This is a genomic window from Mycobacterium sp. DL440 (assembly GCF_011745145.1).
In the GTDB taxonomy this organism is placed as follows: domain Bacteria; phylum Actinomycetota; class Actinomycetes; order Mycobacteriales; family Mycobacteriaceae; genus Mycobacterium.
The window spans coordinates 4,033,847-4,051,887 of the sequence record NZ_CP050191.1; the positions used below are offsets into that span (position 1 = coordinate 4,033,847).

Genomic DNA, 18,041 nt, shown 5'->3' on the forward strand with positions numbered 1-18,041 from the left:
ATGCAGTCGATAATTGACTCATCTGGTCGAAAAACCGTAGCTTCGGTTGAACAGGTGCCCGCCTGGCGTGCACGCAGACAGAAGGGACCGTCCCCATGGATTTCTCCGCTTACCAACAGCTGGCACTGACCCGCCGGGACAATGGCGTCCTACTCATCACGCTGAACCGGCCCGAGAAATACAACGCCGCCGACGAGGGCATGCACACCGAGCTGGCCAACATCTGGAAGGACGTGGCCGCTGATCCGCAGACCAGGGTCGCGGTGATCACCGGGGCCGGCAAGGCCTTCAGCGCGGGCGGCGATCTGGCCATGGTGGAGCGGATGGCCGGTGACTACGACCGGGTGTCACACATGCTCACCGAGATGGGCGATCTGGTCTACAACATGATCAACTGCGACAAGCCGATCGTGTCGGCGATCAACGGTGTCGCGGTCGGGGCCGGCGCAGTGGCCGCGTTGCTCGCCGACGTCGCGATCATCGCCGAGGACGCCCGGATCGGCGACGGACACGTCAAACTCGGGGTGGCCGCGGGTGACCATGCCGCCATCGTCTGGCCGCTTCTGGCCGGGACCGCGAAGGCGAAGTACTACCTGATGACCGGCGAGATGATCGGCGGCATCGAGGCCGAGCGGATCGGGATGGTCGCCAAAGCCCTTCCACGCGAGGAGGTTCTGGACGAGGCGCTGCGGATCGCCGACAACCTGGCCACCGGAGCCCAACAGGCGATCCGGCTCACCAAGCGTGCGCTCAACAACTGGCTGCGCAACGCGGGCCCGATCTTCGACCAGTCCGCGGCCTACGAGATGCTGACTTTCCTCGGTCCGGACGTGGTGGAGGGTTACACCGCCCTGCGTGAGAAGCGCGCGCCACAGTTCCCGTCGGCGCAGCCCTGACGTCAGCAGAACAGGCACAGAGCACGGTCGACGATCGCGGCACGCAGTTCACCGCGATCGTCGTCGTGCAAGCCCGGTCCGATCCACACAGAGGATTGATTCAGGACGCCGTGCAGGCACTGCAATGCGACATTGACGTCGGGACAAGTGAATTCACCGTCGGCCACACCACGTTCCACCACCCGGCGGAACACCGCGTCGTGGCGGCGCCGCATGTCTTTCATCGGCTCCTCGAAGACCTCCGGCCAGCCCCGCGGCCAGGAGAACACCGCGGCCACCTCGGGTGCGGTCTCGGTGAGGATGCGGATCTGTTCATCGATCAGTGCCGCCAGGTGCTCGCGGGCACCGACCTTCCCGAGAGCCTCTTCGCGGGCCGCGAGCCGCTGCAGCACTTCCTCGGTGAGAGTCTCGAGCGCGGCGGCAACCAGGGCATCCTTGGATGAAAAGTAGTGGTAGAGCGTGGCCTTGGCGATGTCGGTCTGCTCGGCGACTTCTTCCAGGCTCATGCCCTGATAGCCGGATTCGGTGAGGATTCGGGTGGCCGTCTTGACGATCTCGGCCTTGCGCCGGTCACGACGGCGCGCCACGCGACTGGAGCCCGCGGGCTGATCCTCCACGCGCTCATCCTAATGGCCGCGGTCGATTATCCGACCAGGCGGACGGATAATCGGAGCACCGTCTGACCGTCCCGTTACCGCCACTCACGCCACGCCATCGTCATACCGGCCCTTCGACGTCGAGGAACTCACCGCCGGCCTGGACAACGCAACGTATCTCGTCACCCACCCTTGAGCGAGAATCGCCATTGGCGCACTGTGCCGAACGTGCAGGATTTCAAGGCAGATTCACGATCTTGCGTTGATGAGCGACACGTTCGACACAGTGTCCGTGGCCGGCACCGCAGGTGAGCACTAGGTTGGAGAAATCCTCGCGCGGGCCACCTGCGCTGCCCCGTTGCCGGTGATCAGCCAGAGTGTCGCGAGCTGCGCGATGAAATCGTCGAGGGATAGGTCGACACCTCCGTTGACGAACTCCAGGATGGCATCGGCTGTCCCGCCGACGATGAACGCCGGTGCGACCTTGGCCAGCGGGTCTCGCTCCAACTCGACGCCGTGCACGGTGCGCCCGTGGTCGATGAGCACGTCGGTCAGCCGGTGCATGACCGTGGTGCGGTGCACATCCAGTTCGGGCGACCCCGTGACACCTCCGAGAAGGATGCGTGCGCGACGCGGATCGTCGACCAGTACGCGTACCGCGGCACCCACGCTCGCCAAGGCCTGGACCTCCAGCGGGTCGTCCGCGGCCGCATCGGCTGCCGCTACGGTCGCGTCGCGTACGCCGTCGGCGATGGTGTCAACGACGGCGGCCGCCAGAACGTCAAGATCGGTGAAGCTCTCGTAGAAGTACCGCTTGTTGAGATTGGCGGCGGCGCAGAGTTTCTCGACCGTCGCACCCCGCCACTGGTTGCGCGCCATCGCGTCCATCGCCGCATCCAGCAGACGCTCGCGCCGTTGCCGGCGCCGAGCATCCGCGGATTGGCCGCCGTAGGCGCGATTGGTCATTGACACCACCTCGTCATTCTGGCACGGTTTCGTACCAGAATGGTCGAGGAGGACTCATGGACCTTTGTTCGCCTGCGAACACGCACCGCCTCCAAACCTTGGGCGCCGCTGTCACCTCCAGATTTCCGAGCGGCGAGCGTCCGCTGGCCACGCCGCCACCGGGGTCGAATCTCAAGCCGGTCATGGGCAACTACGGTTTCCCGTTCCTCGGCCATGTGCTGAGCTCACTGGCCGACCCCTTGGCCTTCGCCCGGGACCGGTACGAGCGATACGGACCGGTGTCGTGGGCCGGGGGCGTCGGATTCCGCGTCGTCGGCCTCATGGGCCCGGACGCCTTGGAGACCGCGTGGGTCAACCGGGACAAGGTGTTCTCCAGCACGCGCGGCTGGGCCCCGGTCATCGGACCGTTCTTCCACCGCGGAATGATGTTGCTGGACTTCGACGAACACCGCGATCACCGGCGCATCATGCAGCAGGCCTTCACCCGCAGCGCGCTGGACGGTTACCTGGAGCTGATGCGACCCAGTGTTGATCGCACGTTGCGCAATTGGCCGTCAACACAAGATTTTCCGTTCTACCCGTCCATCAAGCAGCTGCTGCTCGAACAGGCCGCGGAGGTGTTCGTCGGTACCCATCTCGGTCCCGAATCCGACCAACTGTCGGCGGATTTCCACGACACGGTCCGCGGCGGGCAGGCTCTGCTGCGCGCGGACGTGCCCGGCGGAGTGTGGGCCAAGGGATTACGCGCACGGGAGCGGCTCGAACGCTACTTCGCCGGCCAGGTTCCCGATCGCCAGCGCGGCGACGGCACCGACCTCTTCTCGATGTTGTGCCGAAGCGAAGACGAAGACGGTGCCCGGTTCACCCCGGCCGACATCGTCAACCACATGATCTTCCTGCTGATGGCCGCGCACGACACGACCGCCATCGCGCTGTCCATGCTCACCTACGAGCTGGGCCGAAACCGGCAATGGCAGGACGCATTGCGCGAGGAGGCGATCAACCTCCCCAATGACACCCCGACGGTCCTGGACCTGGACGCCTACCCCCTGCTCGATGCCGCCTTCAAGGAGATCCTCCGGATGTACGCGCCGGCGGGCGCGCTCTTCCGCCAAACCGTCCGCGACACCGAGATCCTCGGGCACTTCGTCCCGCGCAAGACCCAGGTGGCCATCAATGTCTATGCCTCCATGCGCCTTTCCGACTGGTGGCCCGACCCGGACATGTTCAATCCGGAACGGTTCGTGAACAATTCCGAGTCGCGCGCCGCGGTCGGCCGCTACGTGTTCGCCCCCTTCGGCGGCGGGGCGCACAAATGCATCGGCCAGCAGTTCGCCGACATGACCGTCAAGACCACGATGCATCAGATGCTGAGGCGGTTCGACTGGAGCGTGCCCGCGGACTACCGACCACAGCTGACCTGGGGCACCGGGCCGATGCCGGCCGATGACCTTCCGATCACCCTGCGGGTCCGCCGGTGAACCAGAAACGCGGCCCAGGAATATCTCCTGAACCGCGTTGACCTGTTCAAACTTTGTGGAGCTAAGGGGAATCGAACCCCTGACCTTCTCGATGCGAACGAGACGAAAACTGCCCACCTGCGCGGTTGCCGAATCAAACCGTGTTGGCTGTGCCGCATGGTTGCAGGTCAGGGCGTTGAAACTGTTAGCTAGGAAAAGTTGTCTCAAACTTGGCGCGAATTTGCTGCAGGCCGGGAGCATCGCGCCGATACACCAGCAAACGTCGACTGCACCGACACCGCAGAAACACCTTCTGCCAGCCGCGCGAAAGCCACGAGGAACGGGAACAACAAATGTCGACGCGCTCAGGGTCTCTCGTGAATGAAGAACATCCCGAACGAATCTGGCCGCACGTGAACGCGCTGTTCCTTGCCATCGACCACGCCGGTTAGGTAGCACCAACCGCCTGGTGGAGTGCCCATGATCAGATCGTTGATGCGCTCCGGTGAAGCGTCTTGCGGCAGTTCTAGATTGACCGGCGCGCCAGCGGACCCGACGAGCGAGAGAAACAGTGCCATCACTGCACCGCCTTAGTGCGAAGCGCCAGCACCAGGTGAATGACACCAGCGACACCCATCGCAACACCCAAGATGATATTGAAATTGCTGGCGGTTGAGGAGAAAGCCACCTTCACCCCGGTCACAATCGCGATAAGAATCATTATGGACGCGGCGGCGAGCTGCGCCCGTCGTGAATGCTGTTGGCGCGAGCCACGGCGTACGAACCAGTTGATCGCAACCCCGATGGCAAGTCCTGCCAGGATCGCCAGCGTAAGCGCTCCCATTGGGGTCATAGACAGTGCCTCATATCGTTTAGGGCCGAAAGAATCGTCGCGCCGCCGCCCGTAACAAGCGTCAACGTGGTTCCCAGAGTCAGCGGAGCGCCTGCGATCCCAACGGCAATGGCCGTGGTGCCAAGAAGAGTTTGACCGATGTTGCTCCATACGTCGATGTCGTCGCACCCGGGGAACATGTCAGGATTGGGCTGGGAATCAGGATCGGACTTAGCGTCGATCACCGTCGGCACGTGGGAGGGCGTCTGTTCGGTCTTGATCACCGGCGGCTCCCACTCGTCGTCGGTGCCGTCCTGCTTGAACCCACCCCAACTGGCGGCCTGGATCGTTCCACTCCCGAACCGTATGCCGTCGAGCTCAGCAGCTTTCTCCTGAAGGCGTTGCCCGACCAGGGAATCGGCTTGCACAAGCTGGTCGGCCGTCCAGCTGATGTTTTCGGCGTGTTCAGCGAGAGCACGGTTGCGTTCCCGAATCGTGGCAATGTCGTATCGCCGGGCATCGGTGACCCTACGATCCTCACCGACCCTGAAGCCATCAGCCTCGGCATCGGTGATCGCTTCCAACACTTTGCTTTTGGCCGCGTTGATGTCGCTGGCGCCGTTCTCGGCGAGTTGTGCGGCCTTGCGCTGCACCATCCCGTGGCGTTGTGCCACGCCGACGTCTGCGGTGACCCGTTCGAATGCGGCATCCCGGGCGGAGCCTGACCAGTCAGCACCACCGACGTCGTTGCGGTGCTGATCGAACAAGCTGTCTGCATTGTCTGCCGCCGCCCGCCACCGCGCCGCCGCGCTGGTTAGGTGATCAGTCTTCCAACCTTCGATCTCGGACCGGGTGGTCATACCGTCCTCGAAATATGGTCGGCACCGTCGCCGTCTGCAGTGGTGTACACAGCGCTTGCCCCGTGGAGCTGACCGGCGTTCTCGGAGACCCGTTCAGACTGGTGCGTCTGTACCGCCGATAGGGCGGCATCGAAGGCGCTCACACCCATCTCACTGGGCTGATCACCCGACACTCCAACTGCGGCGTCGGTTACGAGCTCGGCAGCAACCGTATCGCCGCTAGATGCCGCTGCACTCAACGAACCGGCGTCGACCTGTAGATCTGCCATCCCTCACCCCCTGCGATCTTGACATTATCACCTGGCCAGCAAACGCAGAGGCAGCCCTCCAGGGGACCTATCGCCACGCACAAGCCAAATGACTCGGTGCGCCAAGCTGGTGGGGATTAACAGCTTGGCGCACCGAGCGGCCTACCTGGCGGGCGACGGCGGCAACCCGCTGTGCTGGCCCGCCACCGGTCCATAATCCGCCTGTGCCGGCACCACCACGAGGCTGGAGGCCACTTGGCCGTCCTCATCGCGACGGGTCTGCAGCCGTATATCGAGCCAGGCCTGGCTCCGCTGATCAAAGAACACTTCATCTGCTCCTTCGTGCGCGGGGTGCCGTTCTCGGCTCAGACATCGCCGCCTGCCGCGTCGGCCTGGTACCGGTCAGACCACGCTGATCGGGCAGAGAACCCAAACCTGCCCAGCCGCAATGAATCCAGAACTCGGCCACCGGTTTGGGCACGTCCACGGTCTCACCACCCGTGTACACGGTTCCGTCGTGAACGCGCCGAATGCCTGGTGTCACAGTTACTTTCATGGTCAGCCCCCGCAACCCGTGCGACGGGGTGAAGCTTCCCAAACGCCAGCACAGTGATCGGGGGTACCTGAGACCACACGGCCAGGTGGTTGCGCTGGCGTCTGCGGTCGCACGGGACAGTCTTGTGGTGCGGTTCCTGGCCTACGCCGGCCTGCGGTGGGGTGAGATGGCGGCGCTGCGGGTGCAGGATTTCGACATGCTGCGTCGGCGGGTCAACGTCTCTCGGTCGGTCACCGAGTCGGGTGGTCTGGTGTGGACACCGGGAAGCCGCACGAGCGCCGGTCGGTGCCGTTCCCGGCTGTGCTGGCCGATGAGCTGGCCGCGCTGATGGTCGGCAAGGGGTGGGAGGCATTGGTGTTCACCGATATGCGCGGTGGTGTGCTGCGTAATTTCGAATTGGCTGGCACGGGTGTGCGCGCGCGGTCAACGCGTGCCAGACCCCCGACGGGTCGTTTCCGTCGATCACTCCGCACGATCTGCGGCACACGGCCGCGTCGCTGGCCATCAGTGCGGGTGCCAACGTCAAAGCCGTCCAGCGGATGCTGGGGCACGCGAAAGCGTCGATGACGCTGGACACCTACGCCGACCTGTTCGACACCGGTCTGGACGCGGTGGCGGTCGAGCTGGACGCGGCGATCAAAGCCGCGATAGCTCAACCCAAGCCGCCAGCCCAGCGCGGCGTGAGGTTGTAACCAATCCGAGGGTTGTTGGCACCCGTCTCCCGGATCAGTTCGATCTCCTTGGCACGGACATCGGCGTCGGTGGCCGATTCCGATTCCCACAGGATTTCTTTGCGCAGGGTCAGGTCGAACCGGAGCCGGTCGAGGTCAAGGTCGGCGACGATTCGTTCGTGGGCGCTCGGGCTGCCCATGTAGAGCTGCATCCCGGTCAGGTCCATGCCGACGTAGATCTTCCCGTTCGGGTAGGTGATCTTGTAGACCTGCTTGCGCCGCGTCGTCATCGGCGGAAGTGAACCACGAAACCCCAACCGTACGAGGGTGTTTCCCGGCACCTACTGCGGGCCGGTTGCGGGCCGGGACCACTGACGCCATCTCGCCCGCTAACTGAAGAAACCCCCTCCGATACAGGTCGGAGAGGGTTTCTTACTGGTGGAGCTAAGGGGAATCGAACCCCTGACCTTCTCGATGCGAACGAGACGCGCTACCAACTGCGCTATAGCCCCTGATACCGGTAGCAAAGGCTACCAGTCGCCGGCTCGGAACCGGAAACCGGCCGCTCTACTGCCCGGAAGCCCGCGGTAGATCGTATTCGCGGGCCGTCGACGCGTACGACGTGTAGGCCAGGTGCTCGAAGATCGGGTCTTCGTCGTCGATGTCCAGCACGATCGCGCCGGGCCTACGCAGCCGGGCCGGCACTACGTCGAGCTTGTGGTCGTCGGTGCTCTCCACGCCCAGCCGGGACCGCGCCAGCCGTTGTGCACGACGCCGCCGCAGCTGTTCCTCGATGCGGGTCTGGCGACGTAGATAAGCCAGGTACAGCACGGTCAGTGTGCCGGCGCCGCCACACACCCACCAGGCCGACGGCATCACCAGGAAGGCCGCACCTGCCGAGAACAGCAGCGTGGCCGCCAGCACCGCGAGCACGCGCTTGCGGAACCGGAACTTGCGGGCGCTGACCTCCGCGGAGGTCTTGGACTCGAACCGGCGCTGCCGGGTGGCGCTCAGCGACGCGACGGGCGTCTCGGCCGATTCTGCTTCGACCGGTTCGTCCTCGGCCTCGGGTTCCAGGCCCGACGAGTCATCGACGTACTCGTACTCGGCGTCGGTGAGATCGTCGGGGTCCTCGAGATCCTCCACTTCCTCGGCGGTCTCGGCTTGCTCGGTCTCGGCGACTTCGGTCTCGTCGAGATCCAGTGCGATCCGGTCGGTTTGCATCTCCGACGCCACCGCCTGGACGGGGGTAACGGGCTCGACAGGTTCCTCGACCGCGACGGGTTCGGGCTCAGGCTCCGCTTCCGGCTCGGTCTCGAACTCCAACTCAAGCTCGGGCTCGGCCACCTCCTCGGGCGCGGCCATCGAACCGACCGGCAGTGCACCGGAATCCTCGTCGACGACATCGACATCGAGATAGTCGGGCTCGGGGGTCTCGACGCTCACCGCGGCCACCACCACGGTGCGCTGCACGGTGGCGTGCACGCGCACTTCGGCCGGCTCTTCATCCTCTTCGAAGTCTTCATCGAGCTTCTCGTCGAGGTGATCGGCCGTGTGTTGCCAGTGCGGATCGCTGTGATGCCCGGCGGCCGGGCCGCGTCGTAACCGTTGTGCGTTACGGCCGCTGTTGAGCACTCGAGTCGCCAGGGCGACGTCGCTGGTGCGACGCACCGAGTCGCGCTTGCTGATCAACATCGGAACCAACACGAAAAGCCAGAGGACGACGAGGGAAATCCACAGCAGTGACTGGGGGATGCTTGGCATGACGCCTGCTCCTTTCCCCTTCAGGCTAGGTCTGTGACCAGCGCATCCATGGATGGCGCGCCGACACAATTACACACCTGTAATTCGATGGATACAAGCACCAACAGTCACATGTGTCACATTGGTAACAGCTGACGGGATCGGTTTCGCTGAGATTGCTTCCAGGGCTGTGGATCCGGCGAAATCGCGACCATGAGCGCAATTTCAATGCGGCGCGCCGTAATCCACACCGTCGCCGAAATCAGCACCAACTGGCCCGGCCGGCCGAAACCAGAGCCTGGGACGCCGAATGTTTCAGCTCCTCCAACGTGACCGCCACCAGGAGATGGTCCCGCCAGGCACCGTCGACCTCGAGATAGCGGCGCAACAGGCCTTCTTCCCGGAACCCCACCCGTGCCAGCACGGCCCGGCTCGCGGCGTTCTCCGGTCGCACCGTCGCCTCGACCCGGTGCAGCTGCACCCCGGTGAAGCAGTGGTCAAGCCCCAGCGCCAGTGCACCCGTCGCCACCCCGCCGCCGGTCTTGTCACTGGCCACCCAGTAACCGATCCAGGCTGATCGCAGTGCGCCGTGGGTGACGTTGCCGATCGTGAGCTGGCCGGCAAACTCCCCGTCGAGCTCGATCACATACGGCAGCATCCGTCCTCGCCGGGCCTCGCTGCGCAAACCCGAGCAGATCGCCGGCCACGACGAAACCCCATGGCGGACACGCCAATCCACACCGCTGACCGGCTCCCAGGGCTCCAGGTGAGCCTGGTCGGCCAGCCGGAGGCGGCTCCACACCGCGGCGTCGCGCAGCCGCACCGGACGCAGCCGCACCACGCCGGCCTGCACCCGCAACGGCCCGATCGGACCGGGCCAACCCGGGTGAAAGGCACTGGACCGCAGCAGGCTCATCCACACTGTCGATTCGTCACACCGTCATTCATCGAATGAAGTCTTATCAGCCGCGCTGAGCCAGGAATGCCACATCCACGGTTTCGCCGGTGCGGACCTCGTCGACCTCGCTCGGAATCACCACCAGACAGTTCGCCTCGGCGAGGGTGGCCAGCAAATGCGTCGACGCCCCAGGCGCCCCGCCCAGTGCCTGCACCAGGTATTCGCCGGTGTCCTGGTCACGCATCAACTGCCCCCGCAGGTATCCCGTGCGCCCGGCCACCGAACTGATCGGCGCCAGCGTGCGGGCCTTCACCACGCGCCGCATCGGCTGGCGCTTGCCGAGTGAGAGCCGGATCAGCGGGCGCACCATCACCTCGAACACCACCAGCGCGCTGACCGGGTTCGCGGGCAGGAGGAAGACCGGAACGCGGTCGCGGCCGAGCTGCCCGAAGCCCTGCACCGATCCGGGGTGCATCGCGATCCGCGACACCTCCATCTCGCCAAGCTCGGCGAGCACGGTGCGCACCGACTCTGCGGCGGCCCCGCCCACAGCCCCGGCGATCACCACGATCTCATTGCGATTGACTTGGCCCTCAACGGTTTCCCGCAGTTCTCGCGGGTCGGTGCTGATGATGCCGACGCGGTTGACCTCCGCTCCCGCATCCCGGCCCGCCGCGGCCAGTGCGTAGGAGTTCACGTCGTACACCTGCCCGGTTCCTGGCGTGCGGGATACGTCGACGAGTTCGCCGCCCACGCACATCACCGACAGCCGCGGCCGTGGATGCACCAGCACGCGGTCCCGTCCGACCGCGGCCAGCAGGCCCACCTGGGCCGGGCCGACGATGGTGCCGGCCCGCACCGCGACGTCACCGGGTTGCACGTCGTCTCCGGTGCGCCGGACGTAGGCGCCCGAACGCACGCTACGCAGGATCCGGACCCGGCTCTCGCCACCGTCGGTCCACCGCAACGGAAGCACCGCGTCGGCCAGCGTCGGCATCGGCGCGCCGGTCTGCACGCGCGCGGCCTGCCGGGGCTGCAACCGGCTCGGTGTCCGCGACCCAGCCTCGACCGAGCCCATCACCGGCAGGCTGATCTCACCGGCACCGTCGCCCACGGACAACACGTCGACGCTGCGCACCGCGTAGCCGTCGATCGCAGCCTGATCGAATCCCGGCATGGGCCGTTCGGTCACGACCTCTTCGGCACACATCAGGCCCTGTGACTCGGCGATGGCCACTCGCACCGGCCGGGGCGCCACCGCGGCAGCCGCTATCCGAGCCTGCTGTTCCTCGACCGAACGCACAACACGCCTTCCTGTCCTACGGGCCCCGACGACCGGACAACGCGCGGCGTACGACCCGACGCGTTGCTAGCCTTCCTGTCCGGTCAGACCCAATCGTTCGACCAACCACCGCCGCAATTCGGGGCCGTAGTCGTCACGTTCCAACGCAAAGTCAACCGCAGCCTTCAGGTAGCCGCCGGGATTTCCCAGGTCGTGTCGGGCTCCGCGGTGTACGACCACGTGCACCGGATGGCCCTCTTCGATCAGCAGGGCGATGGCGTCGGTCAGCTGGATCTCCCCGCCGACCCCGCGCGAAACGCGACGTAGCGCGTCAAAGATGGCCCGGTCCAGAAGGTAGCGGCCGGCCGCGGCGTACGGGGACGGCGCGTCCTCGGACTTGGGCTTTTCCACCATGCCCCTGACCCGCAGCACGTTCGGGTTGGCCGCGTCGGGCACTGCCTCGACGTCGAAGACGCCGTAGGCGCTGATCTTGTCTTCGGGGACCTCGATCGCGCACAGCACCGTTCCGCCGCGCTTGGCCCGCACCTTCGACATGGTCTCCAGTACGCCGGTGGGCAGCACCAGGTCGTCGGGCAGTAACACCGCGACCGCGTCTTCGTCGGGAGCCAGCGCGCCCTCGACGCAGCCGACCGCATGCCCGAGGCCGAGCGGCTCGGCCTGCACCACCGACTCGACCTTGATCAGTGCGGGGGCGCGGCGGACCTTCTCCAACATCGTCTTCTTGCCGCGCGCCTCCAGCGTGCCCTCGAGCACCAGGTCCTCGACGAAATGGGCGACGACGCCGTCTTTACCTTCCGAGGTGATGATGATCAGCCGCTCGGCACCGGCCTCGGCAGCCTCCGCCGCCACCAGCTCGATGCCCGGGGTATCGACCACCGGCAGCAATTCCTTGGGGACAGTCTTTGTCGCAGGCAGGAACCGCGTACCCAGACCGGCCGCGGGGACCACGGCCGTGTAGGGAAACGGCACCTCAGGCGCCTTGTGAGACGTGCTCATCGTTCACACACTAACGTCCGTTCTGAAATGGTGGAGGGCGTGACCCCGCCGACCAAGACCGAGTTGCGAGCTGGCGTTCTCCGGGCAAGACGGGCCGTATCGGCCGACCGTCGCGACCGCGAGTCGCAGGTGCTTTGCCACTGGCTGCCCACCCTGGTCCGTGGCGGGCAGACGGTGTGTGCCTACGTTCCGGTGGGCTCCGAACCGGGGTCTCCGGCCCTTCTGGACACCCTGTTGGAACTCGGTGTGCGCGTGCTACTTCCGGTTGCCCGCAACGACGTGGACGGCCGCGCTATGCCGATGCAGTGGGGTGCTTACGAGCCGGGCACGCTGATGGCCGCCAGGTTCGGTCTGCGCGAGCCGCCGCCGCCGTGGTTGCCCGCCGGATCGGTCGCAGACGCCGAGGTGGTGCTGGTGCCCGCCCTGGCCGTCGACCGCAACGGGAACCGGTTGGGCCGGGGTGCCGGCTTTTACGACCGCAGCCTGATCTACGCCTCGCCCCACGCGCGACTGGTGGCGATGGTGCGTGACGACGAGTTGGTCGACGCGTTGCCCGCCGACCCTCACGACGTGCGGATGACGCATGCACTGACGCCGTCGGGCGGGGTTGTGACACTGAGCGATCACGCCCGGGACTGAGCAAAACTCACAGTCCAAATTGCCACCCGCTGTTCGTCGTTGGGCATAGCGTCAACCTTCTGGCGCGATGTGATCCACATCACGGAGACGAGAAAGGGTGTCGATATGGGCGAGACGCCGACGTTGAAAAAAGCGCTCAGTCAGCGGCAACTGAGGATGATCGCGATCGGCGGGGTGATCGGCGCGGGGCTGTTCGTCGGCTCGGGCGTGGTGATCGGCGATACCGGCCCCGGCACCTTCATCACCTATGCCCTTGCCGGTGTGCTGATCATCATGGTGATGCGGATGCTGGCCGAGATGGCCGTGGCCAATCCATCGACCGGGTCATTCGCCGACTATGCCCGTAACGCGCTGGGCAATTGGGCAGGGTTCTCCGTGGGCTGGCTGTACTGGTATTTCTGGGTGATCGTCGTCGGATTCGAGGCGATCGCCGGCGCCAAGATCGTCCAGTACTGGATACCGGCGGCACCGATCTGGCTGACCGCACTGCTCCTTTTGATCGCCATGACGGCGACCAACCTGTTCTCGGTGTCCTCGTTCGGCGAGTTCGAGTACTGGTTCGCCGGCATCAAGGTGGCCGCGATCCTGGTGTTCCTCGGCCTGGGCACGCTTTTCGTTTTTGGGTTGTGGCCGAACAAGGAGATGGACTTCTCCAACCTGACCGCCCACGGCGGGTTCTTCCCGCTGGGCGCGATGGCCATCACGGTGGGCGTGGTGACGGTGATCTTCTCGATGGTCGGGGCGGAGATCGCCACCATCGCCGCCGCGGAGTCGGCCGATCCGGAGCGGGCCGTGGCCAAAGCCGCCAACTCGGTGATCCTGCGCATCGCGCTCTTCTTCGTGGGCTCGGCATTCCTTCTGGTGGCGATCCTGCCGTGGAACAGCGACCAGACCGCCGCGTCGCCGTTCGTCTCGGCGTTCACCGAATTGGGCATCCCCTACGCCGATCACATCATGAACGCCGTGGTGCTCACAGCAGTGCTGAGCTGCCTGAACTCGGGGATGTACACGGCCTCGCGGATGTTGTTCGTGCTGGCCGCCCGGCGTGAGGCACCGCCGCAACTGGTCAGCGTCACCCGTCGCGGCGTCCCAGCGCCCGCGATTCTCGCGTCATCGGTGATCGGTTTCATCTGTGTGATCGCCGCGGCATTCTCGCCGAACACGATCTTCGCGTTCCTGTTGAACTCCAGCGGCGCGGTCATCCTGTTCGTCTACCTGCTCATCGCGATCTCGCAGATCATGCTGCGTTACCGCGCCTCGGGCGAGACCCTCAAGGTGAAGATGTGGCTGTTCCCGGTGCTGTCGATCCTCACCGCAGTAGCCATCACCGCCATCCTTGTGCAGATGTTCGTCCAGGGCGGCGACAACCGGAAGGCGCTGACGCTGAGCCTGTTGTCCTGGGCCGTGGTGATCGTGCTGTTCCTGGCCAACCGCTGGTTCATCGGTCGCAGGCCCGAGGTGGCCGAGGCTCCCCGCGCGGCCGGAGCTCCGCGTCCGCACCGGGTGTTGGTGCTGGCCAACGAGACCGTGGAATCCAATGAACTGCTCGACGAGCTGCGCCGCATCGGCGCGGACCGCGACGCGATCTATCAGGTGGTGGTGCCGGCCAGTCCGATCGACACCGGGGTGGCCGCCACCCATGGCCCGCTCGACATCTCCGAAGCCACCACCCGCGCGGCACAACACCGACTCGATCAGACGCTGAACACGCTGCGCTCCGAGGAATTGCAGGCCGACGGCGAGTTGGGTGACTATCGTCCGCTGCGGGCGCTGGCCCATGCCGTCGAGGCGTTCCGGCCCGACCAGATCGTGATTTCGACTCTGCCGCCGGAGGATTCGGTGTGGCATCGGTTCGACGTCGTTGACCGGGCCCGCGCCGACTATCAGATCCCGGTGACCCATGTGGTGTCGCGAGCCCGTACCCAGGAGCATGCCTCGTGACCATCCTGGCCGCGTTCAGTGCGAGCCGGCACAGCAGCGCCCCGCTGAACCTGGCCATCCAGATCGCCCGTACCACGGGCGAGCAGGTGATCGCTGCGGCGGTGGTGGAACGGGCCTGGCCGCCACGTGAGGATCCGGTCGAGGGTGAGTATCTGGCCTACGTCCGCGCGCAGGCCACCCAGGCGTTGCAGCGCGCGGTCGCGGTACTGCCCATCGATCTCGACGTCACCCCGGTGGTGCACGAATCCACTTCGATACCAACGGGTTTGATCGAGCTCGCGGACGTCCACCGGGCGACTATGGTGTCGGTCGGCTCGTCCTCATCCGGGATGCTCGGCCGGGTCGCGCTCGGCAGCGTGACCGAACGCCTGGTGCACACTGCCCGGGTTCCGGTGGCCTTCGCGCCGCGCGGGTATGCCCAGAGTGACGGGCGGATCAGCCGGCTCACCGCGGCCTACGGCGGGGAAGCCGACGTCAACGGACTCATCCCGGCCACCGCCGAGCTGGCGGCGTCATGGTCGGCCAAGCTACGCATCGTATCGTTCACGGTCCGCAACACCGCGGCGTTCGTCGGGAGCATCGAAACCTCGGCCGAGGAGTTGGTGGTGCAGCAGTGGTCACGGCGGACCATTGCCGAAATCACCAAGCAGCTCAACGCTATTCGCAACCGGATGGCCGTTCCGGACGTCGATGTGGTCGTCGGCGCGGGTCACGATTGGAATAGCGCGGTGCAGAGCATCGGATGGGACACCGGCGACATGCTGGTGCTGGGTTCAGGTGCGGCCGCCCCGAGCGCCCAGGTGTTCCTCGGCTCGGCCGCGGGCAAGATCCTGCGCCGTTCGCCGGTACCGGTGATGATCGCGCCGAGCTACCGGCGCGGCTAGCAATTGCCGAGCACCGCTTCCATCGCACGCTGCTCTTTCGCCGAGACCCACAGCTGGTAGGCGGCTTTCACCTCGACCTGGCGGGCCACGAACTCACAGCGGAACGCCATGTTGGGCGGCAGCCAACTGGCCGCGTCGCGGAATGCCTTGTCGAAGTTGGGCTGCGCAGCGACCGCGATCAGGTTGCGCGGATCGTTCGCGAAGTCCCTGCGCCGCTGCGGGTCCCAGGCCCGCGCTCCCTTGTACCAGGCGTCCGACAGGGACACGAGATGGTCGATCTGCACCGTGCTGGAGGTGTCGGGCCCGCGGGTGAACGCGATCTCGACACCGGTGTAAGGGTCGCGCAGGACACCGGTGGCGGCGTAGCAGGTGCCGGGGCGGACCGTCAGCTGAGCCAGGTCGCGGCGCAGGATGTCATCCCGGGTGTTGCAGCCGTTGTGGCCGAATTCGACGTTGACGTCGTCACTCCAAGCCTCACCGAAGCGGGACCGGGCGTAGTCGGTGTCGCGATCCCAGCCCTTGACCGGCAGCCCCGCCAACAGCATGCGGGCCCGGTCGTAGCCGGGGGTCCGTGGTGCCGGCGCCTGACCGGCGGTCGGGTATGCCGACGGGTGTGCGGGGGAATCTTCGACCGGGGTTGCCGCATGCATGCGGGCCACCACGAGCACGGCCAGCACCGCCAGGATTACCGCCACCACGAGCAGTACCGCTAATCTTCCGGTGCGCCGGCGCCGGCGGCCCGCGGGAATGACATGGCCCACGTAGCGGTTCTAGCACTTGAGCCGGTAGAGTGCTAACAAGTTTTATCAACTCGGAGGGTTTTCGTGCCTACCTATTCCTACGCATGCACTGAGTGCGGCAATCGGTTCGACGCGGTGCAGGCCTTCAGCGACGACGCGCTGACCAGCTGCCCCAAGTGCTCCGGCAAGCTGCGCAAGCTCTTTGGCTCGGTGGGCGTGGTGTTCAAGGGCAGCGGGTTCTACCGCACCGACAACCGCGAATCGGGCAAGAGCACGTCCAACGGCTCGTCCGCCAAGAGCTCCGAAGGCAGCTCTTCGAGCTCGTCCTCCGACTCGTCGTCGTCTTCGTCCGACTCGTCGAACAGTTCCTCGTCGAGCAGCTCCAGCGCCGCCCCCGCCGCGGCTGCCTCAAGCTAGCTCCGGAAGTTATCCACAGGACGGCGAAGACGCCGTTCCCACTCGGCCGTCGCGCGCCTACCGTGGCGCCATGGCCGAATCCCTCAACCCGCCGCGCTGGCATCGGTTGACGGCTGCCCGGCCCGACTGGACCCGCACAGTGGCCGCACGCCGTGCTGCCGCAGCCGGGTTGGTGCTTCTGGCGGCCATCGCGGCCCTGCGCTCCGATCCACATGGTGAGTACACCGAGATCGCGGTCGCAGCTCATGACCTGTCCCCCGGCGTCGCGTTGACCGCCACCGATGTGCGCCTGGAGCGGCGCAACACTGCCACCCTGCCCGACGGCGCCCAGCGTGACATGGCGCCGGTGATCGGCGCGACGCTGACCGCCCCGGCCCGTCGGGGCGAGGTGATCACCGATGTCCGGCTGCTCGGGTCCCGGCTGGCCGAAACGACAGCGGGCCCGGATGCCCGCATTGTGCCGATCAAACTCAGCGACACCGCCCTGCTGGATCTGATCCGCCCCGGCGACGTGGTCGACGTGCTGACGGTGACCGGTGATCAGGACGACAAGGGGCCGACCCGGCCGGTCGTAGTGGCCTCCGGAGCCGTGGTGGTGCTCGTTTCGGAGAAGGCCCACGGGGCCGGTGTAGGCAGCGACCGGGTGGCGCTGGTGGCGCTGCCGGCCCGCTCAGCCAATGAAGTGGCGGCCACCAGCCTGGTGCAGGCCGTCACGCTCACGATCCACTGAGTCCGGGTTCCTTGTAGCCCAACATGTTTCATACCCATTGAAGTTGTTGTCCCACAATGACCCAGCCGTTCGGCCAACTCCGTTACTGTTTGCTTGTCCCACTTAACAACCCACACTGCAGGAAGGGTCCGGAGCATGTTGAAGGGCTTCAAAGAGTTTCTCTCCCGCGGCAACGTCATCGACCTTGCGGTTGCTGTGGTCATCGGCGCGGCCTTCACCGGTCTGGTCACCTCCTTCACCGAGAAGGTAGTTCAGCCACTGGTCGACCGCATCGGCGCCGGTGGCGACCGTGACTACGGCTTCCTCAAGATCTCGTTGGGCGGTACTCCCGAGCAGTTCGTCGACTTCAACGCGGTGCTGTCAGCGTTCATCAACTTTTTGATTGTCGCGGCCGTGATCTACTTCGTCATCATGGTGCCCTACAAGAAGCTGCGCGAACGCGGCGAGGTCGAACAGGCCCAGGACACCGAGTTGGCCATCCTGACCGAGATCCGCGATCTGCTGTCCGAGAACGGGTCCGCCGGCAAGCACGTCACCGGCCCTGGCACCGGCCCGAGCCCCGACACCGCCAAGCACACCAGCGCCGACCGCACCTGACGGCGACACCGCATACAAAAGCAGCCCCTGGAAATTTCCAGGGGCTGCTTTTGGTGCTGCTTAGAACG

General features: G+C 65.8%; 22 protein-coding genes and 1 tRNA gene. 10 read left to right on the forward strand and 13 right to left on the reverse strand.

Translation table 11 applies throughout. The features are described from left to right. Positions 1 to 95: 95 nt before the first annotated feature. Positions 96 to 896: an enoyl-CoA hydratase/isomerase family protein gene (locus HBE63_RS19670; protein WP_166906243.1), complete on the forward strand. Its 801-nt coding sequence runs from the start codon at positions 96 to 98 to the stop codon at positions 894 to 896. Positions 897 to 898: 2 nt separating this feature from the next. Here HBE63_RS19670 and HBE63_RS19675 read toward each other — a convergent pair whose 3' ends face one another. Continuing rightward, on the reverse strand, positions 899 to 1,513 hold the full coding sequence (locus HBE63_RS19675; RefSeq protein WP_166906244.1) for a TetR/AcrR family transcriptional regulator: 615 nt from the start codon (positions 1,511 to 1,513) through the stop codon (positions 899 to 901). A gap of 294 nt (positions 1,514 to 1,807) precedes the next feature. Next, a complete protein-coding gene (locus HBE63_RS19680) occupies positions 1,808 to 2,458 on the reverse strand; it encodes a TetR/AcrR family transcriptional regulator (protein ID WP_166906245.1) in 651 nt (216 codons plus the stop codon). A gap of 56 nt (positions 2,459 to 2,514) precedes the next feature. On the opposite strand from HBE63_RS19680, the gene HBE63_RS19685 reads away from it, so the two are divergent. Beyond that, the gene (locus tag HBE63_RS19685) at positions 2,515 to 3,939 is read left to right on the forward strand and encodes a cytochrome P450 (RefSeq protein ID WP_166906246.1); all 1,425 of its coding nucleotides are present in this window, start codon (positions 2,515 to 2,517) and stop codon (positions 3,937 to 3,939) included. A 344-nt stretch (positions 3,940 to 4,283) separates the two neighbouring features. On the opposite strand, the gene HBE63_RS19690 is transcribed toward HBE63_RS19685, so the two are convergent. From HBE63_RS19690 to HBE63_RS19705, 4 genes are all read right to left on the reverse strand, one after another. Further along, positions 4,284 to 4,496 (reverse strand): hypothetical protein, encoded by a 213-nt coding sequence (locus HBE63_RS19690; protein WP_166906247.1) that lies wholly within the window; start codon positions 4,494 to 4,496, stop codon positions 4,284 to 4,286. Further along, on the reverse strand, positions 4,496 to 4,771 hold the full coding sequence (locus HBE63_RS19695) for a hypothetical protein (protein ID WP_166906248.1): 276 nt from the start codon (positions 4,769 to 4,771) through the stop codon (positions 4,496 to 4,498). Before HBE63_RS19695 ends, HBE63_RS19690 begins: the two co-directional genes overlap by 1 nt. Beyond that, positions 4,768 to 5,610 carry a hypothetical protein gene (locus HBE63_RS31175; protein WP_208301168.1) on the reverse strand — a complete coding sequence of 281 codons (843 nt, stop codon included), beginning with the start codon at positions 5,608 to 5,610 and terminating at the stop codon, positions 4,768 to 4,770. Before HBE63_RS31175 ends, HBE63_RS19695 begins: the two co-directional genes overlap by 4 nt. 410 nt (positions 5,611 to 6,020) lie before the next feature. Further along, positions 6,021 to 6,185 (reverse strand): hypothetical protein, encoded by a 165-nt coding sequence (locus HBE63_RS19705; RefSeq protein ID WP_166906249.1) that lies wholly within the window; start codon positions 6,183 to 6,185, stop codon positions 6,021 to 6,023. Positions 6,186 to 6,412: 227 nt separating this feature from the next. Here HBE63_RS19705 and HBE63_RS31485 point away from each other — a divergent pair, with 227 nt between their 5' ends. Next, positions 6,413 to 6,742 (forward strand): site-specific integrase, encoded by a 330-nt coding sequence (locus tag HBE63_RS31485; RefSeq protein ID WP_166906250.1) that lies wholly within the window; start codon positions 6,413 to 6,415, stop codon positions 6,740 to 6,742. Between the two features lie 211 nt (positions 6,743 to 6,953). After that, positions 6,954 to 7,106 carry a hypothetical protein gene (locus tag HBE63_RS31495; protein ID WP_243858171.1) on the forward strand — a complete coding sequence of 51 codons (153 nt, stop codon included), beginning with the start codon at positions 6,954 to 6,956 and terminating at the stop codon, positions 7,104 to 7,106. Here the strand turns inward: HBE63_RS31495 and HBE63_RS19720 are convergent. The 6 genes from HBE63_RS19720 to HBE63_RS19745 form a co-directional block, all read right to left on the reverse strand. After that, positions 7,067 to 7,375: a GIY-YIG nuclease family protein gene (locus HBE63_RS19720; RefSeq protein ID WP_166906251.1), complete on the reverse strand. Its 309-nt coding sequence runs from the start codon at positions 7,373 to 7,375 to the stop codon at positions 7,067 to 7,069. The two genes, HBE63_RS31495 and HBE63_RS19720, sit on opposite strands and share 40 nt — an antisense overlap. 146 nt (positions 7,376 to 7,521) lie before the next feature. Beyond that, positions 7,522 to 7,597 (reverse strand) — tRNA-Ala (locus HBE63_RS19725). Positions 7,598 to 7,652: 55 nt separating this feature from the next. Continuing rightward, positions 7,653 to 8,849 (reverse strand): gephyrin-like molybdotransferase receptor GlpR, encoded by a 1,197-nt coding sequence (gene glpR, locus HBE63_RS19730; protein ID WP_166906252.1) that lies wholly within the window; start codon positions 8,847 to 8,849, stop codon positions 7,653 to 7,655. A gap of 241 nt (positions 8,850 to 9,090) precedes the next feature. Beyond that, complete coding sequence (locus tag HBE63_RS19735; RefSeq protein WP_166906253.1) at positions 9,091 to 9,744, reverse strand: GNAT family N-acetyltransferase; 654 nt, start codon at positions 9,742 to 9,744, stop codon at positions 9,091 to 9,093. 46 nt (positions 9,745 to 9,790) lie between these two features. Beyond that, a complete protein-coding gene (glp, locus tag HBE63_RS19740; protein WP_166906254.1) occupies positions 9,791 to 11,029 on the reverse strand; it encodes a gephyrin-like molybdotransferase Glp in 1,239 nt (412 codons plus the stop codon). A gap of 66 nt (positions 11,030 to 11,095) precedes the next feature. Continuing rightward, positions 11,096 to 12,025 (reverse strand): UTP--glucose-1-phosphate uridylyltransferase, encoded by a 930-nt coding sequence (locus HBE63_RS19745; RefSeq protein ID WP_166906255.1) that lies wholly within the window; start codon positions 12,023 to 12,025, stop codon positions 11,096 to 11,098. Positions 12,026 to 12,052: 27 nt separating this feature from the next. Here HBE63_RS19745 and HBE63_RS19750 point away from each other — a divergent pair, with 27 nt between their 5' ends. The 3 genes from HBE63_RS19750 (at position 12,053) to HBE63_RS19760 (ending at position 15,489) form a co-directional block, all read left to right on the forward strand. Continuing rightward, on the forward strand, positions 12,053 to 12,664 hold the full coding sequence (locus HBE63_RS19750) for a 5-formyltetrahydrofolate cyclo-ligase (protein ID WP_208301169.1): 612 nt from the start codon (positions 12,053 to 12,055) through the stop codon (positions 12,662 to 12,664). Positions 12,665 to 12,769: 105 nt separating this feature from the next. Then, on the forward strand, positions 12,770 to 14,605 hold the full coding sequence (locus HBE63_RS19755; RefSeq protein WP_166906257.1) for an amino acid permease: 1,836 nt from the start codon (positions 12,770 to 12,772) through the stop codon (positions 14,603 to 14,605). Beyond that, on the forward strand, positions 14,602 to 15,489 hold the full coding sequence (locus HBE63_RS19760) for a universal stress protein (RefSeq protein ID WP_166906258.1): 888 nt from the start codon (positions 14,602 to 14,604) through the stop codon (positions 15,487 to 15,489). The genes HBE63_RS19755 and HBE63_RS19760 overlap by 4 nt, the downstream gene beginning before the upstream one ends. Here the strand turns inward: HBE63_RS19760 and HBE63_RS19765 are convergent. Further along, positions 15,486 to 16,250, reverse strand: a complete 765-nt coding sequence (locus HBE63_RS19765; RefSeq protein WP_371814786.1) for an HNH endonuclease family protein — start codon at positions 16,248 to 16,250, stop codon at positions 15,486 to 15,488. The genes HBE63_RS19760 and HBE63_RS19765 overlap by 4 nt on opposite strands. A 63-nt stretch (positions 16,251 to 16,313) precedes the next feature. Here HBE63_RS19765 and HBE63_RS19770 point away from each other — a divergent pair, with 63 nt between their 5' ends. From HBE63_RS19770 to mscL, 3 genes are all read left to right on the forward strand, one after another. Then, positions 16,314 to 16,646, forward strand: coding sequence for an FmdB family zinc ribbon protein (locus HBE63_RS19770; protein WP_166906259.1), 333 nt, complete (start codon positions 16,314 to 16,316; stop codon positions 16,644 to 16,646). 70 nt (positions 16,647 to 16,716) lie between these two features. Next, positions 16,717 to 17,376, forward strand: coding sequence for an SAF domain-containing protein (locus tag HBE63_RS19775; protein ID WP_166906260.1), 660 nt, complete (start codon positions 16,717 to 16,719; stop codon positions 17,374 to 17,376). Between the two features lie 135 nt (positions 17,377 to 17,511). After that, the gene (gene mscL, locus HBE63_RS19780) at positions 17,512 to 17,973 is read left to right on the forward strand and encodes a large-conductance mechanosensitive channel protein MscL (RefSeq protein ID WP_166906261.1); all 462 of its coding nucleotides are present in this window, start codon (positions 17,512 to 17,514) and stop codon (positions 17,971 to 17,973) included. The last annotated feature ends 68 nt before the right edge of the window (positions 17,974 to 18,041 follow it).

Excerpts from the sequence above, each read along its gene's own strand:
- HBE63_RS19670 (WP_166906243.1), top strand. The coding sequence starts at position 96 with ATGGATTTCTCCGCTTACCAACAGCTGGCACTGACCCGCCGGGACAAT.
- HBE63_RS19680 (WP_166906245.1), bottom strand. The coding sequence starts at position 2,458 with ATGACCAATCGCGCCTACGGCGGCCAATCCGCGGATGCTCGGCGCCGG.
- HBE63_RS19685 (WP_166906246.1), top strand. The coding sequence starts at position 2,515 with ATGGACCTTTGTTCGCCTGCGAACACGCACCGCCTCCAAACCTTGGGC.
- HBE63_RS19690 (WP_166906247.1), bottom strand. The coding sequence starts at position 4,496 with ATGGCACTGTTTCTCTCGCTCGTCGGGTCCGCTGGCGCGCCGGTCAAT.
- HBE63_RS19695 (WP_166906248.1), bottom strand. The coding sequence starts at position 4,771 with ATGACCCCAATGGGAGCGCTTACGCTGGCGATCCTGGCAGGACTTGCC.
- HBE63_RS31175 (WP_208301168.1), bottom strand. The coding sequence starts at position 5,610 with ATGACCACCCGGTCCGAGATCGAAGGTTGGAAGACTGATCACCTAACC.
- HBE63_RS31485 (WP_166906250.1), top strand. The coding sequence starts at position 6,413 with ATGGTCAGCCCCCGCAACCCGTGCGACGGGGTGAAGCTTCCCAAACGC.
- HBE63_RS31495 (WP_243858171.1), top strand. The coding sequence starts at position 6,954 with ATGCTGGGGCACGCGAAAGCGTCGATGACGCTGGACACCTACGCCGAC.
- HBE63_RS19720 (WP_166906251.1), bottom strand. The coding sequence starts at position 7,375 with ATGACGACGCGGCGCAAGCAGGTCTACAAGATCACCTACCCGAACGGG.
- glpR (WP_166906252.1), bottom strand. The coding sequence starts at position 8,849 with ATGCCAAGCATCCCCCAGTCACTGCTGTGGATTTCCCTCGTCGTCCTC.
- HBE63_RS19735 (WP_166906253.1), bottom strand. The coding sequence starts at position 9,744 with ATGAGCCTGCTGCGGTCCAGTGCCTTTCACCCGGGTTGGCCCGGTCCG.
- HBE63_RS19745 (WP_166906255.1), bottom strand. The coding sequence starts at position 12,025 with ATGAGCACGTCTCACAAGGCGCCTGAGGTGCCGTTTCCCTACACGGCC.
- HBE63_RS19750 (WP_208301169.1), top strand. The coding sequence starts at position 12,053 with ATGGTGGAGGGCGTGACCCCGCCGACCAAGACCGAGTTGCGAGCTGGC.
- HBE63_RS19755 (WP_166906257.1), top strand. The coding sequence starts at position 12,770 with ATGGGCGAGACGCCGACGTTGAAAAAAGCGCTCAGTCAGCGGCAACTG.
- HBE63_RS19775 (WP_166906260.1), top strand. The coding sequence starts at position 16,717 with ATGGCCGAATCCCTCAACCCGCCGCGCTGGCATCGGTTGACGGCTGCC.
- mscL (WP_166906261.1), top strand. The coding sequence starts at position 17,512 with ATGTTGAAGGGCTTCAAAGAGTTTCTCTCCCGCGGCAACGTCATCGAC.